A 16,747-nucleotide genomic window follows, 5' to 3' on the forward strand; every position below is an offset into this window, starting at 1 on the left:
CGGGAGGAGGACCAGTATGGCGGAAGTAACGGTAAAACAACTGGCCGAGGATGTAGGCGCTCCCGTGGATCGTTTGCTGAAGCAGATCGTGGAAGCGGGCCTGTCGGCTCGCTCTGCGGATGACTCTGTGTCCAGCGATGAGAAGCAGCAGTTGCTGGCCTATTTGAGAAAAACTCATGGTGAGGCGGAATCAGAACCCCGCAAGATCACCCTGAAGCGTAAAACCACCACCACCCTGAAGGCCGGTAAAGCCAAGACGGTCAATGTTGAGGTTCGCAAGCGTCGCACTTACGTCAAGCGCGCTGAGTTGCAGCCTGAGCCGGAAGAAGCAAAGCCTGAGGAAGTGGTAGAAGAGTCGGTAGTGGCGGAAACACCGGTTGAGGAAACTCCGGTTGTAGAAGCGACTGCTGCGGAAGTCGAAGCGCAGGCGCCGGCTGAACCGGAAGTTGCTGAGGAAGCTCCTAAAGCTGAAGAAGCGAAGCCGGAAGAGTCTGAGGTCGCTGCAGCGGCTGAAGAAGTCGCAGAGCCCGAAACGGTTACAGAGCCTGAGCCGCAGCCGGAAGACGTGCCTGTTCCTCCGCCTGAAATGGATGGTAAGGACCGCAAGGCCACCAAGAAGAAAAAAGAGAAGGGTCGTGAACGCGGCGATGAGGAAGAAGGCAAGCCCAAGAAAAAGCAGGCTGGCCATCGTGGTCCTCGCAGCCGTCCGGTTGAAGAGCCTGTCGTCCTGTCTGAGGACGATGAAGAGTCAGCGCCGCGTAAATCGCTGCGTATGAAAAAGAAACCGAAAGAGAAGCGTCACGGCTTCGAGAGGCCGACCAAACCAATGGTCAGAGAAGTAGAGATTCCCGAAACAATTACTGTTGGCGACCTTGCCCAACGCATGGCCGTCAAGGCTGCTGATGTCATCAAGACCCTTATGGGTATGGGTGTTATGGCAACCATCAATCAGGCACTGGATCAGGAAACCGCTGTTCTGGTGACTGAAGAGCTGGGTCATACAGTCAAGCTGGTCAGCGACGATGCCTTCGAAGAAGAAGTGCTGAGTGAAATCAGTGAAGGCGCAGAAGGTAAAGAGAAGAGCAAGCGGGCGCCGGTTGTCAGTGTGATGGGTCACGTTGACCACGGTAAAACGTCGCTGCTCGACTACATTCGTCGTACCAAGGTTGCTGCCGGTGAGTCCGGTGGTATTACCCAGCACATCGGTGCGTATCACGTAGAAACCGATCACGGCATGGTGTCCTTCCTGGATACTCCGGGTCACGCAGCCTTTACGGCGATGCGTGCCCGCGGTGCACAGTGTACCGATATCGTAATCCTGGTCGTGGCAGCCGATGACGGTGTTATGCCTCAGACCAAGGAAGCGGTCGATCACGCCCGTTCTGCCGGTGTTCCTGTTGTGGTGGCCATCAACAAGATGGATAAGGAAGAAGCTGATCCTGACCGCATCAAGAATGAACTGGCGGCACTGGAAGTGATTCCGGAAGACTGGGGTGGTGATACTCAGTTCATCCCGGTGTCTGCTCATACCGGTATGGGTATCGACGACTTGCTTGAAGCGGTTCTGCTGCAGGCTGAAATGCTTGAGCTGGAAGCTTCCCCGGATGCGCCCGCCAAAGGTGTTGTTGTTGAGTCCAGTCTGGAGCGTGGCCGTGGTTCCGTCGCGACGGTTCTGGTTCAGAACGGTACCTTGCGCCAGGGCGACATGGTCGTTGCCGGTTCCTTCTTCGGTAAGGTTCGTGCGATGACCGATGAAGCGGGTAAACAGGTCAAGACCGCCGGGCCTTCCATCCCGGTTGAGATTCTTGGTCTGAATGGTACCCCGGATGCCGGTGATGAGTTCTTTGCGGTGGCTGATGAGAAGAAGGCCAAAGAGCTGGCTGAATTCCGTCAGACCCGTGAACGTGAACAGCGTCTCCAGCGTCAGCAGGCTGCCAAGCTTGAGAACATGTTTGAAAACATGGGTAAGGATGAGGTTAAAACCCTCAATGTTATCCTCAAAACCGATGTTCGTGGCTCGCTGGAAGCGATCACCAAAGCCCTGCTTGACCTGGGTAACGATGAAGTTCAGGTGAAGATCGTATCTTCTGGCGTTGGTGGGATTGCCGAGACAGATGTCAGCCTGGCAGCTGCGACCAATGCGGTTATTTTCGGCTTCAACGTCCGTGCAGATACCTCTGCCAAGCGCTTGGTAGAGCAGGAAGGTCTGGATCTGCGCTACTACAGCATCATCTACAACCTGATTGATGATGTGAAAGCGGCGCTGACGGGCATGCTGGCACCGGAATTCCGCGAAGACATCGTGGGTATTGCCGAGGTGAGGGATACCTTCCGTTCGCCGAAGTTCGGTCAGGTTGCTGGCTGTATGGTGATCGAAGGTACGGTGTTCCGTAACAAGCCGATTCGCGTTCTGCGGGATAACGTGGTGATCTTTGAAGGCGAACTGGAGTCTCTCCGTCGCTTCAAGGATGACGTTCCTGAAGTTCGTAACGGCATGGAATGTGGTATCGGTGTTAAGGGCTATGACGTTAAGGTCGGTGACCAGATCGAGGTGTTTGATCGCGTCAAGGTCGAGCGTAAGCTCGAGTCCACGGGGGCCTGATGTCGAGAGAGTTCAGTCGTATCGATCGCATTGGCGATCAGATGCAGCGGGAACTGGCCCAGCTGATTCAGCGTGAGGTTAAAGACCCGCGCGTTGGCATGGTCACGGTTAATGCCGTCAAGGTAAGCCGTGACCTGGGCTACGCGGACGTCTATGTCTCGCTGCTGTCCACGGAAGAGCTCACCGAGGCGTCTCCGGAGGTCAAAGACTCCCTGGCAGTCCTGAACAAGGCGTCGGGGTTCCTCCGGGGGCAAGTCGGTCGAGCGATGAAGTTGCGGGTTGTTCCGCACCTTCGTTTCCACTTCGACACCCTCCAGGGCTACAGTCGTCACATGGACAGTCTGATCAAGCAGGCGGTTGGCGATAAGCCGGCAGTACCCAGAGATGACAATGAAGATCCGGTATCTGGCAACCCGGAGCGTGACGCTTGAGCCGTAGACGCAAAGGTCGTGATGTGAATGGCATCCTGGTGATTGATAAGCCCCAGGGTGTCACTTCGAACGGAATCCTTCAGCAGGTCAAGCGGCTCTATGGCGCTGCCAAGGCTGGTCACACCGGCGCGTTGGACCCTCTGGCTACCGGCGTACTTCCGTTGTGCTTCGGCGAGGCTACCAAATTCTCCCAGATGATGCTGGATAGCGATAAGGCCTATGTCGCTACGGCGAAGCTGGGGGTGAGGACCGAAACCGGGGACAGCGAAGGCGCTGTGGTCTCCGAAAAGCCCGTTCCTTCCGGGTTAACAGCGGAAGTGCTGGAGCCTGTATTGGATCAGTTCCGGGGCAACATCCAGCAAGTACCTTCCATGTATTCTGCCCTCAAGCATCAGGGGCGCCCCCTCTACGAGTATGCCCGCGAGGGTATCGAGATCGAGCGTCCTGCACGTCCGGTTACTATTTTTGAGCTTACACTTCTGGATATCCGCGAAAGCGAGATGGATATTGCAGTGAGCTGTACCAAAGGTACGTACATCCGCTCACTGGTTGAAGATATCGGTGAGGCGCTTGGGTGTGGTGCTCACGTTACAGCTTTGCGACGGACCATGGCTTCCGGCTTTACCCTGGAAGATGCTCATAAGGTTCCGGAACTCGAGGAAAAACGGGAAAAAGGCGAAAGTCTTGACGGGCTTTTGGTGGCGCCTGATGCCGCCTTGTCCATGTTCCCGGAAGTCGCTTTGTCCGGTGTTTCCCTGGTGTCGATATTGAATGGACAACCGGTTAGAATATCGGGCCAGCCTCAGGAAGGTTTTGTTCGTCTTTATGCCGATAGTGGTGAAAAAGGCGGTTTTGTGGGGTTGGCAGAAGCATTCCCGGACGGCGAGGCAACCAAACTGGTTCCCCGGCGTCTGGTGAAGAACAGCGGCAAACATTAGTTCTGTCGCTGTCTAGCCGGGCTGTAGAGATGCGCGGTCCGGCCGTATTTGAAAGCATCGCAAACAATGAGGTGAGTTATGGCTCTTTCAGCCAACGAAAAGGCACAGATCGTTAAGGATTTTCAGCAAGGTGAAGGCGATACCGGTTCTCCTGAAGTTCAGGTAGCACTGCTGAGCGCCAACATCAACAAGCTGCAGGGTCATTTCAAGGCCAACAAGCAGGATCACCATTCCCGCCGCGGCCTGATCCGGATGGTAAACCAGCGTCGTAAGCTGCTGGACTACCTGAAGCGCAAGAACGCTGACCGTTACCTGGATCTCATCCAGCGTCTGGGTCTGCGTCGCTAATCCGGTCTTATCGACCTGAAGGCTGGTTCGGCACTGGCCGGTACCAGCCAACAACCGGCGGAGCCCTGAGCGGCTTCGCCGGTTGTGCTTTTTCCAGAAGTGATGCAGTGAAGCTGTCAGCGGATTCGGAGAATTCCCTGTCGTTATGGAAAGCCGAAATTGATAGCAGGTTGTTGGAAGGCCCGGGCACAAGTTTTCCGGGGTTTTGCAACAGCCTGTTAGCTTTCAGACGGGTTTGATTCGGGTCACTGGTAGTCAGCTGCGGAAAAAACGATGAGTGCACAGGGGTGTGCTGATCGAATCAATCTGTATAAGAGATATCAGGAGTTTTTTGTGGATCTGAATCCCGTAAAGAAAACATTTGAGCTGGGTGGCAAGACGGTCACTCTGGAAACCGGTCGTATTGCCCGTCAGGCTACCGGTGCCGTTATGGTCTCCATCGACGACGTGTCTGTGCTGGGTACCGTTGTTGGCGCCAAAGAGCCGAAGCCGGGGCAGGGCTTTTTCCCGCTGACCGTTAACTACACCGAGAAGACCTATGCGGTCGGTAAAATCCCGGGTGGTTTCTTCAAACGTGAAGGTCGCCCTTCCGAGAAGGAAACTCTGACTTCCCGACTGATCGACCGTCCGATTCGTCCTCTGTTCCCGAACGGCTACATGAACGAAGTTCAGGTTGTCCTGACCGTTATGTCTGCCAACAAGACCCAGGATCCTGACATTGCCGCGATGCTGGCTGCTTCTGCCGCACTGGCGATTTCCGGCATTCCGTTTGATGGCCCGATTGGTGCGTCCCGCGTGGCTTTCACCAATGAGCGTGGTTATTTCCTGAACCCGACCTATGAAGAACTGGGAACTTCCCTGCTGGACATGGTTGTGGCCGGTACCGAAGACGCAGTTCTGATGGTTGAATCCGAGGCCAAAGGCCTGAGTGAAGATCAGATGCTGGGCGGCGTTTTGTTTGCTCATCAGGAAATGCAGACAGCCATCACTGCTATCAAGGAATTTGCAGCGGAGCACGGAAAAACTCGTTGGGAGTGGACTCCGGAAGCTGAAAACACTGAGCTGCTGAACGCGCTGAAAGGCGAGTTCGCCGGCGCTGTTGAAGAAGCCTACAGCATCCGTGACAAAATGGATCGCTACGCTCGTCTGGGCGAGATCAAAACTGCCGCCGTTGAGAAGTTTGCCGGCGAAGAAGAAGGCCAGCCTTCCGAGGAAGAGGTCAAGAAGTACTTCGGCAAAATCGAGAAGACGGTTGTGCGTCAGCAGGTTATCGATGGCAAGCCGCGTATCGATGGGCGTGACAACAAGACCGTTCGTCCGATCGAAGTTGAAGTTGGTGTTCTGCCGAGCACCCACGGTTCTGCTTTGTTTACCCGTGGTGAGACTCAGGCCATCGTGACGGCAACTCTGGGTACCGCCCGTGACATGCAGATCATTGATGCGCTGGAAGGTGAGCGTAAGGACCCGTTCCTGTTCCACTACAACTTCCCTCCGTACTCCGTTGGTGAAGCTGGTCGTATGGGCAGCCCGGGGCGTCGTGAAATTGGTCACGGTCGTTTGGCCAAGCGCGGCGTTGCTGCGGTTATGCCGACTCTCGAAGAGTTCCCGTACACCATTCGTGCGGTATCTGAAATTACTGAATCCAACGGTTCCAGCTCCATGGCCTCTGTCTGTGGTTCCAGCCTGGCACTGATGGATGCTGGTGTTCCTCTGAAGGCGCCGGTTGCCGGTATCGCCATGGGTCTGGTCAAGGAAGGCGACAAGTTTGCGGTCCTGACGGACATTCTGGGTGACGAAGATCACCTGGGTGACATGGACTTCAAGGTTGCCGGTACCAAAGACGGTATTACTGCTCTGCAGATGGATATCAAGATCAACGGTATCACTGATGAGATCATGGAAATCGCCCTGGAACAGGCTCACGCAGCGCGTCTGCACATCCTGGGTGAAATGAACAAGGTGATCGCCGAGTCACGTTCCGAGCTGTCTGCTCGTGCGCCGAGCATCACTGCGATCAAGATCAATCCGGACAAGATCCGCGACGTTATCGGTAAGGGCGGAGCGACCATTCGCTCCATCTGTGAAGAAACCGGTGCGTCTATCGATCTGGATGACGACGGTAACGTTAAAATCTACGCGGACAACCAGGAAGCGGCTCAGGCTGCGGTTAACCGGGTTAAGGAAATTACCGCTGAGATTGAGGTTGGTGCTATCTACAAGGGCCGCGTTGAGCGCATTGTGGACTTCGGTGCTTTCGTCAACATTCTGCCTGGCAAAGACGGTCTGGTTCACATCTCCCAGATCTCCGAGCGTCGCATCGAGAACGTTACTGACGAGCTGAGCGAAGGTCAGGAAGTTCTGGTCAAGGTTCTGGATGTGGATAACCGTGGTCGCGTTAAGCTGTCCATGAAGGAAGTTAAGGAAGGCGAGCAGCCGACTGACTTCTCTGACTAAGACTGGTTAGTTTTACAGTCTCGAAAAACCCGCCTTCTGGCGGGTTTTTTGTTTTTTGCCTGTTGGTTTAAGGGTGGTGAGGTTCGGGAAGGCACGTCCAAAACACGCTACGAGCACATCCATGTGGGCTTGTTTCGGGCCGTCCTTGGCCCTCAACAGTTTTGGACGTGCCTCCCCGAACCTCACATCAGCAGTGAACGTGCCTACCTGATTGTTCTAGCTCCTCATTCCGTCAGGCTCTCTGCGAGGAAATCCAGGACCGCCTGCTTATAGGCCGGAATAACGAAAGTAGCGGCATGGGGTGTATCCGTTTTCAGGAATTCCTTGGGCTCTTTCGCGGCCGCATATAGAGTGACACCGTGGTGGTAAGGAATGATCCCGTCCCGGGCGCTGTGGATGATCATAACCGGCGTGGGGCTGATGTCGGCGATGTGGTCTACGCCTTCGTAGTCATCGGGGATGGTCCAGCTCAGGGGAATCTGGAACGGCCAGGTTAGCCACAGTGAACCCAGTTTTTCCCGGGCGATGAGTCGGAAGCCGGAGAAGGTGCTGTCGAGGATGACGCCGTTCAGAGCGGGTTGTTCACCGCGTTTCACCCATTCACTGGCCAGGGCCAGGCCCAGTCCGCCCCCAAGGCTCTGGCCGAGCAGGTACAGTGGGTGGTTACTATCGCTGTTATGGGCACCGAGCCAGCGCAAGCCGGTTTCCACATCGTGTAATGCTCCCTCGATATCCGGGGCGCCGGTGGACTCGCCATAGCCCCGGTAGTCGATGGTGAAGACGTTGTAGCCTTCAGCGGGCAGCCAGGCGACGTTCAGCAGGTGGCTGCTGATGTTCTGGGCATTGCCGTGGAGGTAGTAAACCGTGCCTTTTGCCGGTTTGTCGTCGTTTTCTGCGGGTAACCACCAGCCGTGAAGGCGTTCGCCGTCTGCGGTATCGAGGTAGATGTCCTGGTACTCGAGGTTCAACCGGTCCGGGGTGATGTAGGTGACGTTGTCCGGGTAGAAAAAGACGCTGCTGCAGCCACTGGTCAGCAGGGTTGCTGCAGCAATAAGAGCGCCTGCGCAGGCATTCCTGAGGAACGACTGCGTGGAGCCGGTTATATTCAGAAGTAGGCGTGTAGTCCTGCTTGCCATGTGCTTTGGTACCTGTCGTAGTGATCTTCCCGGGTGAATTCGGCGAACAGGCTGAATTCCCGGCCCAGGTGCCAGTTAGCTCTGGCGTACGCCTGATCCTGGCGGTGTTGGCTGCTGACGATCCAGGCCTTGGTTTTTGCGCCGGCCATCAGGCTCAGTTGGTCGCTCTGGAATAGCAGCCCCAGATCTGCGCCGGGAGCGGCGTCGTAGCCCCGGCGGAGGTCGTCGTCGATTTCCAGGTCGGCAGTGGCGATGGCGAATGCCTGGGTTCCGGTGGCGAGCTTCCAGCTTCCTCCGGCGCCGCCCTCAAGATAAGGAGCAAACACTCTCTCGCTTCCGGTATCGGTCCGCCGGCCACCAAAGCCCACCTGCCATGATAAGGGCGAGAAGAACTGGTTACGTGGACTCAGGGAGCGGATTTCGACGCCAACGAGTTTCTCCATTTGCAGCTCGTCGTTATCGGTGTAGTAACGGGCATCCATCCGGAGGAACTGGAGCTGGGCACCACTGCGATAGCCGGCCGGTGGGTCAAGTACGTCGTGGTAGGCGGGGCGCAGAGTTATCTGGGTGAACTCGCGGTGATCCAGTTGGCCGGCACCAAGGCTGAAGCGGAAGGTGTCATGGCCCTGATCATCACGGATTGGGGGCTCTGGCGGTTGTTCTGGCGAAGGTGCATCGTCGATGGTGCTGCGCGCCCGAAGCAGGTCGTGGGACAGGGGGGCTGCGAATTCCCTGGGCCAGGCCTCGGCTTCACTTTGGTAGCGCACGTAATCATAGGTCGCGTCCAGGACCCGGGCTCGCTCGGCGGGGGCTAGGGCGGATACTTCTTCGGAGTCAACGTCAACGTAGCCGTTGGCAATGGCTGCTGACAAGGTTTGCTGCTCATCTGGCAGAGTCGACAGGCTGTAAGTCACGGATGTCGCGGCAGATGGCCGGTAGAACACCTTACTGACGAGGCCCTTATCGACGACCCATCTCACGGTATCAGATGGGATGGCGTGAGTGCTCACTTCGCCCAGGAGATTCGTACCCGGGCGGGCGACGTCGATTAATGCCAGTAACCGGTAGGCGCAGTTCTCGTCAAAGAAGTAGTAGTCGAAGTTATGGTCCTGGATTTCCCAGGCATGGGCCAGCAGTACATCAACTTCGTCCTGTGTCAGGTTGAGCGTGTACTCCCAGAGGTCGCGGTGCTCAATGTCTGAGTACAGGCGGATTTTCTCATAATAGGGCTGAACGGTGGTGATTCCCGGGTAGCCGCCAAAGATACCTTTGTAGGCGAACAGCAGTTCGCTGTCATGAGCTGCTGCATCGGCCGCATAGGAAATGGTGCTGGCCAGCAGCAGGTTGGTTTCCTGATCATCGCTGGGCGGGTCCAGGCGCAGGAATGTGTGACCGAACATGGACGACGGGCTGTTGAGGTAGGAGGCCGCAAAGACCAGGGTCACCGTCTCTGTATTCAGGGTGTCGACCCACGTGTCATAGGCCGGGCACTCTATCTCTGGCAGGCTCAGGCCGATGCGTTCTTCTAACCAGGCGGTGCGGGCCGGGAAGCGGCAGCGGGCATGCTGGTCGCCTCCGCCGGGTTGGCGCATGGCCTCCAGCGTCGCTTCAAACTCTGCCTGGGGGGAATGTTTGCCATGCTCGCTGAGAAAAAAATTCGGGTCGTCGGCCTGGCTGGTGTATCCGTCACTCCAGGTATCTGGCTGGTAGTGCCCAAGAAGGAGCCAGGCGGGATCCTGGTAAATGGCTTCGTCGTCTGTTCTGGTTTCCGCCTGGGCGGATAGGGTCAGGGCGAGCGTAAACAGGGCCGGCCCGAGGCGAAGCAAGTTGCCCATGGGTGATAACTGCTTTCCGGGTGGTGGAAATGTATGGGGAATGGTGCGCCGTCCCTGGCGCACGAGCTATTCCTTCAGAACGCGGCCGGGATCAGGCTGCGACGTATTTGCTCAGAGCGTCGTTCTGCTCCATCAGGGCAACGATGGCATCTACAGCTTCGCCAGAGGTGGTTTCAGAGCTCGGGAAGATGGAGGCAAAGTTGTCCTGCAGGGTCTTGCGGAAGGTGTCACGATCGGCTTCTTCAACGCCCATCAGTACAGCCAGGGTGTCGAGGTTTTCGCCGGAGCCACGGGACATGTCACGCGCCACTTTGTCGATGTTGCTGTCCATGTACATGGCCATGGATTGGATCGACTCATTGGTGGAACAGCCCAGGGTTCCGGTGGTCATACCGAAAGTCTGGTTACCGAAAGTGCCGTTGGTGGTTGCAGCCAGTACGTGTGGGGCAATACCGGACTGTCCTTTCCAGATCATGGCGCCAACACCACAGCCTGGCTGAGCGAAAGCCATGGAGGAAGCACCGAGAAGAATTGCACCTGCGATCAGTTTTTTCATTATCCACTCCTTTATGTGGTTTTAGCTGTCGTCGCACATCACGCCACCGCACGTTAGGGTGGGGAATGCTGAAACGGCCCTGACTGTTTTGTGGAGACAGAACGACCGTTGGCTTGAGTATAGTTCAAAACTTTTCGTAGGAAAGCATAAAGTTAAGTGAGTTATTGATTTGCCCCAAGAATTCGGGGAAAAGCTGGATGTGATCTGTAGGAATAGCCGGCGCATGTTGCGGGTAACATGCCCGGCTTTCGGCAGGAAGCTGACGGTCAGCCGCCCAGATAGGCGTTTTGTACGTCCGGATTGGCCAGCAGGTTTTTGCCGGTATCCTGAAGGCGGATGCGTCCGGTTTCGAGAACGTAGCCGCGATCTGCCAGGTTCAACGCCTGATGGGCATTCTGCTCCACCAGGAACACGGTAATGCCCTGGTCCCGCAGTTGGCCGATAATCTCGAAGATCTGCTGGATAATAATCGGTGCGAGCCCGAGAGACGGCTCATCCAGAATGATCATGCGAGGTTTGCTCATCAGTGCCCGCCCGATGGCGAGCATCTGCTGTTCACCCCCGGACATCGTGCCTGCACGCTGCAGTTCCCGCTCCTTCAGTCGCGGAAACAGTTCGTACACATAATCGAGGGTTTTCCGGTTATCAGCCTTGTCATTGAAGAATCCTCCCATATAAAGGTTTTCCTCAACCGTCAGGCCCGAGAAGATCCTGCGTCCCTCCGGTACGATGGCGATTCCGGAGCGCATGATCTTTGCGGTGGGCTCGCGAGTGATATCGCGGCCTTCGAGAATGACCCGTCCCGAGGAGGCCTGGGGGTTGCCGCACACGGTCATCAACAGTGTGGTTTTACCGGCGCCGTTGGCACCGATCAGCGAGACAATTTCACCCTTGTTCACTTCAACCGAGACCCCGTGCAGGGCCTCGATCTTGCCATAGTGGGTATGGACATCTTCTAGTACTAGCATGGTTCTTCCTCAGGCCTCGCCCAGGTAGGCTTTGATCACGTCCTTGTTCTGGCGGATTTCTTCCGGCGTACCACTGGCCAGAGGGCGACCCTGGTTGATGACGTTGATCCGGTCGGAGATATCCATCACAAGGCTCATGTCGTGCTCAATCAGCACCACGGAAACGCAGTAGTCCTCTTTCAGGCTGACAATCAACTGATTGAGGTCTTTGGTTTCGGCGGGGTTGAGGCCTGCTGCCGGTTCATCGAGCATCAGCAGCTTTGGTTCGGTGACCATGCAGCGGGCAATCTCAAGCCGACGCTGTTGGCCGTAGGCCAGGTTGCCGGCTTCCCGGTTGGCAAGATCCATCAGGCCAACACGCTCAAGCCAGTAGGCAGCGCGGTCGAGAGATTTACGCTCCCGCTCACGGTAGTCTGGTGTCTTCAGCAGTCCGGCAATAAGGTTGGTGTTCAGGTGCCGGTGCTGCGCTACCAGCAGGTTTTCCACAACCGTCATGTTATTGAACAGGCGCACATGCTGGAAGGTTCGCACCATTCCAAGCCGGGAGATCTTGTAGTCTGGCTTACCCTGGACTTCCTGGCCTTCAAACAGGATTTTACCGCCAGAGGGCTTGTAGAAGCCGCTCATACAGTTGAATACGGTGGTCTTTCCGGCGCCGTTGGGGCCGATAATAGAAACGATTTCCCGTTCTTTTACGTCCAGTGACACCCCATCTACAGCCAACAGGCCGCCGAAGCGCATGGACAGATTCTGTACTTCAAGCATCGTCTGTCACTCCTGCTTTCTGAGTGGAATGTGAATGCGGCGTACGGGCATCAGGCCCTGCGGGCGCCAGATCATCATCAGCACCATGGCGGCGCCAAAGATCAGCATTCGGTACTCGGAGAACTCGCGGGCGAGTTCGGGCAGGATGGTAACGGCAATGGCCGCCAGGACCACGCCAATCTGGGAACCCATGCCACCCAGAACCACAATGGCCAGAATGATGGCGGATTCCAGGAAAACAAACGATTCGGGACTGATGAAGCCCTGTTTGGAGGCGAATACAGTTCCGGCAAAGCCTGCGAAAAACGCGCCTATGGTAAAGGCGGAGAGTTTGACGGCTGTGCGACTCAGGCCGAGCGAGCGGGCAGCGATTTCATCTTCTCTCAGAGCTTCCCAGGAGCGGCCAACGGGCATGCGCATGAACCGCCGGATAACCAGAGCGGTGAATACCGCCAGTACCAGAGCGATGAGGTACAGGAAAATAACCTTGTGTTCGCCGCTGTACGCGATGCCAAAGGTTTCATGGAATGATACATTTCCTTCTTCCTTCACACGGCGACCGAACTCCATACCGAACAGGGTCGGGTCCGGAATGCCGCCGACTCCGTTCGGACCACCGGTCAGGGCTGTCCAGTTGTTGAGCAGAATTCGGATGATCTCGCCGAAACCCAGGGTCACGATAGCCAGGTAATCACCTCGCAATCGCAGTACCGGGAAGCCCAAAGTGAACCCGAACAGGGCTGCCAGGCAGGCGCCAATAGGTAGGGCTACCCAGAAAGAGACACCTGCGTATTGGGACAGCAGGGCGAAGGTGTAGGCGCCCACGGCGTAGAAGGCCACATAGCCCAGGTCGAGCAGGCCGGCGAGGCCTACGACGACGTTCAGGCCGAGTGCCAGCATGATGTAGATCAGCACCAGGGTGGCGAGGTCTACCGAACCACGGGAGACAAAGAAGGGCCAGAACAGAGCCAGAATGACAATGCCGGTCAGTACCCAGGATTCGATCCTGGCCCGTTTGTTTTCTGCCATCGGCTCCTTTTGGGTCTTTGGCAGTGGTGACGGGATGCTCTTTAGGGCCGACAGGATGTTTTCCCGGAACAGCTGGAAAAGGAAAACAACGATTGCAGCAGCGATGACCGAGATGACGGTCGATGTATCAGCACCGGCGAGGGTGACGTTGATGCCTTCCGCTTCCAGATTCAGACCCAGAATCGGGTAGGCGATTACCAGCGTGACAACCGCACAGAAGAGTGCGTGCTTAAGGGTATTTGCAGCCATCAGATCTTCTCAACCTCCGGTTTGCCAAGCAGGCCGGTGGGTTTAAACAGCAGAATGAGGATCAGCAGGCCAAAGGACACTACGTCCTTGTATTCTCCGCTGAGGTAGCCGGACGTCATGCTCTCGGAAACGCCGAGAATCAGGCCGCCGAGCATGGCTCCGGGGATGCTTCCAATGCCGCCGAGCACTGCGGCCGTAAACGCCTTGAGCCCGGCAATAAAACCGAACAGGGGATCAATGGAGCCGTAGTACATGCCAAGCAACAAGCCCGCCACGGCCGCCAGGGCTGCACCGATGACGAAGGTCGCGGAAATGATCCGGTTGGTATCGATGCCCAGCAGGTTCGCCATGCCAATATCCTGGGAAACGGCGCGGCAGGCCCGTCCTGTGCGGGAGCGGGAGATAAACAGCGAGAGTAATGTCATGCAGATCAGCGTGGTGATGAAGATGGTGATCTGCATGTAAGAGAGAGACATCTGGAAAGAATCAGCAGAGCCGAACTGGAAACCGCCGTCGATCAGAGCCGGAAAGCCGATGTTGCGGGAACCCTGGGCAAGGTGCACATAGTTCTGCAGAAAGATCGACATACCAATGGCCGAGATCAGGGGAATCAGTCGATGCCGGCCACGAACCGGGCGATAAGCCACTCGTTCGACAGCCCAGCCCATGGTGCTGGACACGATCATCGCGCAGATCAGAGCAACGATGAGAATCACCGGTAACCAAGCAATACCGAGGGTTGCGAGGCCCGTTATGGCTATCAGCGCGGTGTAGGCGCCGATCATGTAGATTTCACCATGGGCAAAGTTGATCATGCCAATGATGCCGTAAACCATCGTGTAGCCGATGGCGATCAGGGCGTAGGCGCTCCCGATCGTCAGCCCGTTAATGAGCTGCTGAAAAAAATACAGGAGGTCTTGCATTGTTTTGGAACTCCGAAAGCCTGCCCCCTCCGCAGATCCACCACCTGTGCGGGATGTCCGCACCGAAAATGAAAAGCTTCAACAGGAGCTTAGAAAAACACCTTCTCCCGGATCGCGGTGAGAAGGTGTTCTCAGTATTACCGTTTTTTAACGATTTTGGCTCATTTTACCGGAGTTTTGCTTCCATCTGAATGCCATTCGTACACAACAAACTCGAAGGCCTTCATGTCACCGGCCTTGTCGTATTCAACGGTGCCGATGGGAGTCTGGAAGGAATTGCTACGCAGAGCCTGGGCTACGTCGAACGGGTCGGTGGAATCCGCCTTTTCGATACCCTCTGCGATCAGCTGAACGGCAGCGTAGGAAGTCAGCACGAATGGGCCTGAGGGATCTTCGCCTTTCGCTTCGAAGGCACTGACCAGCTTCTGGTTCTCGGCTTTCTGGTCGAAGCTTGGTGGCAGGGTAACCAGCAGGCCTTCGGCGGCTTCGCCGGCAATGGTGTTGATGTCTTTGTTACCAACGCCTTCGGGGCCCATAAAGGTGGCGTTGAGGTCAGCCTGGCGCGCCTGGCGCAGAATCAGGCCCAGTTCCGGGTGATAACCGCCGTAGTAGACGTAGTCCACATCGGCTTGCTTCAGCTTGGTGACCAGGGAAGAAAAGTCCTTGTCGCCTGCGGTGATACCTTCAAACATGGCGATCTCAACGCCCTGGCCCTTGAGAGTGTCACGCACGGCAGTGGCGATACCTTCGCCATATTGCTGCTTGTCGTGAACAATGGCCACACGCTTGGGGTTCAGGCTGGCAATGTAATTGCCGGCAACCGGTCCCTGCATGCTGTCCAGGCCGATGGTGCGGAAGACCAGCTCGTATCCACGCTCGGTGATTTCCGGGCTGGTGGAAGCCGGAGTCACCATCAGGATGCCTTCGTCTTCATAAATATCGGATGCAGGCTGTGTGGAGCTGGAGCAGAGGTGGCCAATCACGAAGCGAACACCATCGTTAACCAGGCTGTTAGCCACGGTGACTGCCTGCTTGGGATCGCAGACGTCATCGTATTCTACGCCTACCAGTTTCTCACCATTGACGCCGCCGTTGGCATTGATCTGTTCGATCGCCATGCGGGCACCAGAGAACTGCATGTCACCGTATTGAGCCACAGGCCCGGTCATTGGTCCGGCAATACCAATCTGGATTTCTGCAGCTGCGTGGCCGGCGCCAAGCAGAGCGATGGAGGTGCTGACAGCGGTTACGAGTTTTTTTACTGGAGTTCTCATTGGGTTCTGTCCTGTCTGGTTCAGGGTTATTCTTGTGTTCTCAGAGAGTTAAACAAACACCACACCTTACTGGTTGTCAAGCAGATCGGGCCAGAGTTTGCTCCGGAACACAGTGCCGCACTTTAAAGAAGCCAAATGGGGCTTCCGGCTCTTGTCAGGTAGCCTGCTAGCAAGGCCTGTGCCGGGTCTGGAATCATTATGCGTCTGCGTCTTGTTCATCCTGGTCGACAAAGACCAGGGCACGGAAGCTCTCATGCTCCCTCAGGTGCTCAAAACTGACGTCAACGGATGCATCATCCCGGTAAGCTTCTGATATGTCGATGGCTTTTTGTAACGTGGTGATGGCGTCCTCCCAGCGCCCGATCTCAGCGTAGGCGCAGGCCAGCTGGTAGTGGGCGTGGCCATTATCGGGGGCCAGCTTCAGTGCCCGTTGGCAAAGGCTGATCGCCCAGAGAGGTTCGCGCATTTCAAGCACTGCATCGGCTTTGTAACTGAGAGCTTCCACATCGTCCGGCCGAAGGTCGAGGATCTGGTCGTAAGCGGCGATTTTGTTTTGCTGTGAAGTCTCCTGGCTTGCTTTAAGCCAGAGCGAGTGCACTTCGTTGGTGCGTTCGATCTCCGCCTGGTTCTGATGGATGATGTCGGATTTCTGCTGCAGTTGTTCCTCAATGGACTTGAGGCGCGATTCGTATTCGACGACCAGCTCGTTAACCCGCTTTTCGGCCAGGCTGGTCAGTTGGTTGCGCATGTCGCGAATGGAGTTCCAGCCAAACACCACGAGGACCGAAGTGGCGCCGGCAATCAGGTAAAAGAAGTAGGTAACGGTGTCGGTGGCGTATGCCATGGTTTTATCGGCCACGGACAGTTCCTTGTCGACCACCTTCTCGATGAGTTCGGCCCGGGTGTTTTGCATTTCCTTGCGCAGCGCTTTGCTCTCTTCGAGCAGGTAGAGTTCGATAAACGGTGTGTACATCGGCTCTTCAAGGTCGGACAGCGCGGCGGCCACATCGTCGGCCGTCACATCCTTTCGTTCTATAGCTGTATCATCCTCGGCCTGAGCATTGGCATGCGATGCTGATAACAGGAGCAGGGCTGCGACCATGCTTGCCGATAGTCGGGCAAAAAGACGATGGCTTTTGTTCGTTGAGCGGTGGCGGCGTGCTCCTGATAAGGGGAGTAGTCTGTCGATCATTGAACGGTTTCCGTTGTCGGGATTGAACAAAACCTGTGACCTTACCA

At 56.3% G+C, this 16,747-nt stretch carries 14 protein-coding genes; 5 read left to right on the top strand and 9 right to left on the bottom strand.

Annotated features, from left to right (window positions below; all coding sequences use genetic code 11):
• The first annotated feature begins 16 nt into the window (after positions 1–16).
• The 5 genes from infB to pnp all read left to right on the top strand — a co-directional run bounded on the left by infB (position 17) and on the right by pnp (position 6,773).
• Entirely contained in the window at positions 17–2,602 is a 2,586-nt protein-coding gene (gene infB / locus FWJ25_RS01305; protein WP_149598438.1) for a translation initiation factor IF-2, read from the top strand.
• The gene (gene rbfA, locus FWJ25_RS01310) at positions 2,602–3,033 is read left to right on the top strand and encodes a 30S ribosome-binding factor RbfA (protein ID WP_149598439.1); all 432 of its coding nucleotides are present in this window, start codon (positions 2,602–2,604) and stop codon (positions 3,031–3,033) included. Before infB ends, rbfA begins: the two co-directional genes overlap by 1 nt.
• Positions 3,030–3,971: a tRNA pseudouridine(55) synthase TruB gene (truB, locus tag FWJ25_RS01315; protein WP_149598440.1), complete on the top strand. Its 942-nt coding sequence runs from the start codon at positions 3,030–3,032 to the stop codon at positions 3,969–3,971. The genes rbfA and truB overlap by 4 nt, the downstream gene beginning before the upstream one ends.
• A gap of 78 nt (positions 3,972–4,049) precedes the next feature.
• The gene (rpsO, locus tag FWJ25_RS01320) at positions 4,050–4,319 is read left to right on the top strand and encodes a 30S ribosomal protein S15 (RefSeq protein ID WP_149598441.1); all 270 of its coding nucleotides are present in this window, start codon (positions 4,050–4,052) and stop codon (positions 4,317–4,319) included.
• 339 nt (positions 4,320–4,658) lie between these two features.
• Positions 4,659–6,773 carry a polyribonucleotide nucleotidyltransferase gene (gene pnp / locus FWJ25_RS01325; RefSeq protein WP_246166647.1) on the top strand — a complete coding sequence of 705 codons (2,115 nt, stop codon included), beginning with the start codon at positions 4,659–4,661 and terminating at the stop codon, positions 6,771–6,773.
• Between the two features lie 224 nt (positions 6,774–6,997).
• On the opposite strand, the gene FWJ25_RS01330 is transcribed toward pnp, so the two are convergent.
• From FWJ25_RS01330 to FWJ25_RS01370, 9 genes are all read right to left on the bottom strand, one after another.
• Positions 6,998–7,909, bottom strand: coding sequence for an alpha/beta hydrolase (locus tag FWJ25_RS01330; protein WP_149598443.1), 912 nt, complete (start codon positions 7,907–7,909; stop codon positions 6,998–7,000).
• Positions 7,879–9,744 carry an Lnb N-terminal periplasmic domain-containing protein gene (locus FWJ25_RS01335; protein WP_149599037.1) on the bottom strand — a complete coding sequence of 622 codons (1,866 nt, stop codon included), beginning with the start codon at positions 9,742–9,744 and terminating at the stop codon, positions 7,879–7,881. The genes FWJ25_RS01330 and FWJ25_RS01335 overlap by 31 nt, the downstream gene beginning before the upstream one ends.
• Before the next feature lie 91 nt (positions 9,745–9,835).
• Positions 9,836–10,300: a DUF3015 domain-containing protein gene (locus FWJ25_RS01340; protein ID WP_149598444.1), complete on the bottom strand. Its 465-nt coding sequence runs from the start codon at positions 10,298–10,300 to the stop codon at positions 9,836–9,838.
• Positions 10,301–10,566: 266 nt separating this feature from the next.
• A complete protein-coding gene (locus FWJ25_RS01345) occupies positions 10,567–11,268 on the bottom strand; it encodes an ABC transporter ATP-binding protein (RefSeq protein ID WP_149598445.1) in 702 nt (233 codons plus the stop codon).
• A gap of 9 nt (positions 11,269–11,277) precedes the next feature.
• A complete protein-coding gene (livG, locus tag FWJ25_RS01350) occupies positions 11,278–12,033 on the bottom strand; it encodes a high-affinity branched-chain amino acid ABC transporter ATP-binding protein LivG (RefSeq protein ID WP_149598446.1) in 756 nt (251 codons plus the stop codon).
• Positions 12,034–12,039: 6 nt separating this feature from the next.
• Positions 12,040–13,311 (bottom strand): high-affinity branched-chain amino acid ABC transporter permease LivM, encoded by a 1,272-nt coding sequence (locus tag FWJ25_RS01355; protein WP_149598447.1) that lies wholly within the window; start codon positions 13,309–13,311, stop codon positions 12,040–12,042.
• Positions 13,311–14,234 carry a high-affinity branched-chain amino acid ABC transporter permease LivH gene (gene livH / locus FWJ25_RS01360; RefSeq protein WP_149598448.1) on the bottom strand — a complete coding sequence of 308 codons (924 nt, stop codon included), beginning with the start codon at positions 14,232–14,234 and terminating at the stop codon, positions 13,311–13,313. Before livH ends, FWJ25_RS01355 begins: the two co-directional genes overlap by 1 nt.
• A 161-nt stretch (positions 14,235–14,395) precedes the next feature.
• Positions 14,396–15,508, bottom strand: coding sequence for a branched-chain amino acid ABC transporter substrate-binding protein (locus tag FWJ25_RS01365; RefSeq protein WP_149598449.1), 1,113 nt, complete (start codon positions 15,506–15,508; stop codon positions 14,396–14,398).
• Positions 15,509–15,704: 196 nt separating this feature from the next.
• A complete protein-coding gene (locus FWJ25_RS01370; protein ID WP_438616548.1) occupies positions 15,705–16,700 on the bottom strand; it encodes a TPR end-of-group domain-containing protein in 996 nt (331 codons plus the stop codon).
• Between the last annotated feature and the right edge of the window lie 47 nt (positions 16,701–16,747).

Source organism: Marinobacter salinexigens (genome assembly GCF_008370345.1).
Classification (GTDB): domain Bacteria; phylum Pseudomonadota; class Gammaproteobacteria; order Pseudomonadales; family Oleiphilaceae; genus Marinobacter; species Marinobacter salinexigens.

What these genes read in the sequence shown, in the direction of transcription:
- FWJ25_RS01365 (WP_149598449.1), bottom strand. Translation starts at nt 15,508, where the DNA reads ATGAGAACTCCAGTAAAAAAACTCGTAACCGCTGTCAGCACCTCCATC.
- FWJ25_RS01370 (WP_438616548.1), bottom strand. Translation starts at nt 16,700, where the DNA reads ATGATCGACAGACTACTCCCCTTATCAGGAGCACGCCGCCACCGCTCA.
- FWJ25_RS01330 (WP_149598443.1), bottom strand. Translation starts at nt 7,909, where the DNA reads ATGGCAAGCAGGACTACACGCCTACTTCTGAATATAACCGGCTCCACG.
- rpsO (WP_149598441.1), top strand. Translation starts at nt 4,050, where the DNA reads ATGGCTCTTTCAGCCAACGAAAAGGCACAGATCGTTAAGGATTTTCAG.
- rbfA (WP_149598439.1), top strand. Translation starts at nt 2,602, where the DNA reads ATGTCGAGAGAGTTCAGTCGTATCGATCGCATTGGCGATCAGATGCAG.
- FWJ25_RS01345 (WP_149598445.1), bottom strand. Translation starts at nt 11,268, where the DNA reads ATGCTAGTACTAGAAGATGTCCATACCCACTATGGCAAGATCGAGGCC.
- FWJ25_RS01335 (WP_149599037.1), bottom strand. Translation starts at nt 9,744, where the DNA reads ATGGGCAACTTGCTTCGCCTCGGGCCGGCCCTGTTTACGCTCGCCCTG.
- infB (WP_149598438.1), top strand. Translation starts at nt 17, where the DNA reads ATGGCGGAAGTAACGGTAAAACAACTGGCCGAGGATGTAGGCGCTCCC.
- livG (WP_149598446.1), bottom strand. Translation starts at nt 12,033, where the DNA reads ATGCTTGAAGTACAGAATCTGTCCATGCGCTTCGGCGGCCTGTTGGCT.
- FWJ25_RS01355 (WP_149598447.1), bottom strand. Translation starts at nt 13,311, where the DNA reads ATGGCTGCAAATACCCTTAAGCACGCACTCTTCTGTGCGGTTGTCACG.
- livH (WP_149598448.1), bottom strand. Translation starts at nt 14,234, where the DNA reads ATGCAAGACCTCCTGTATTTTTTTCAGCAGCTCATTAACGGGCTGACG.
- FWJ25_RS01340 (WP_149598444.1), bottom strand. Translation starts at nt 10,300, where the DNA reads ATGAAAAAACTGATCGCAGGTGCAATTCTTCTCGGTGCTTCCTCCATG.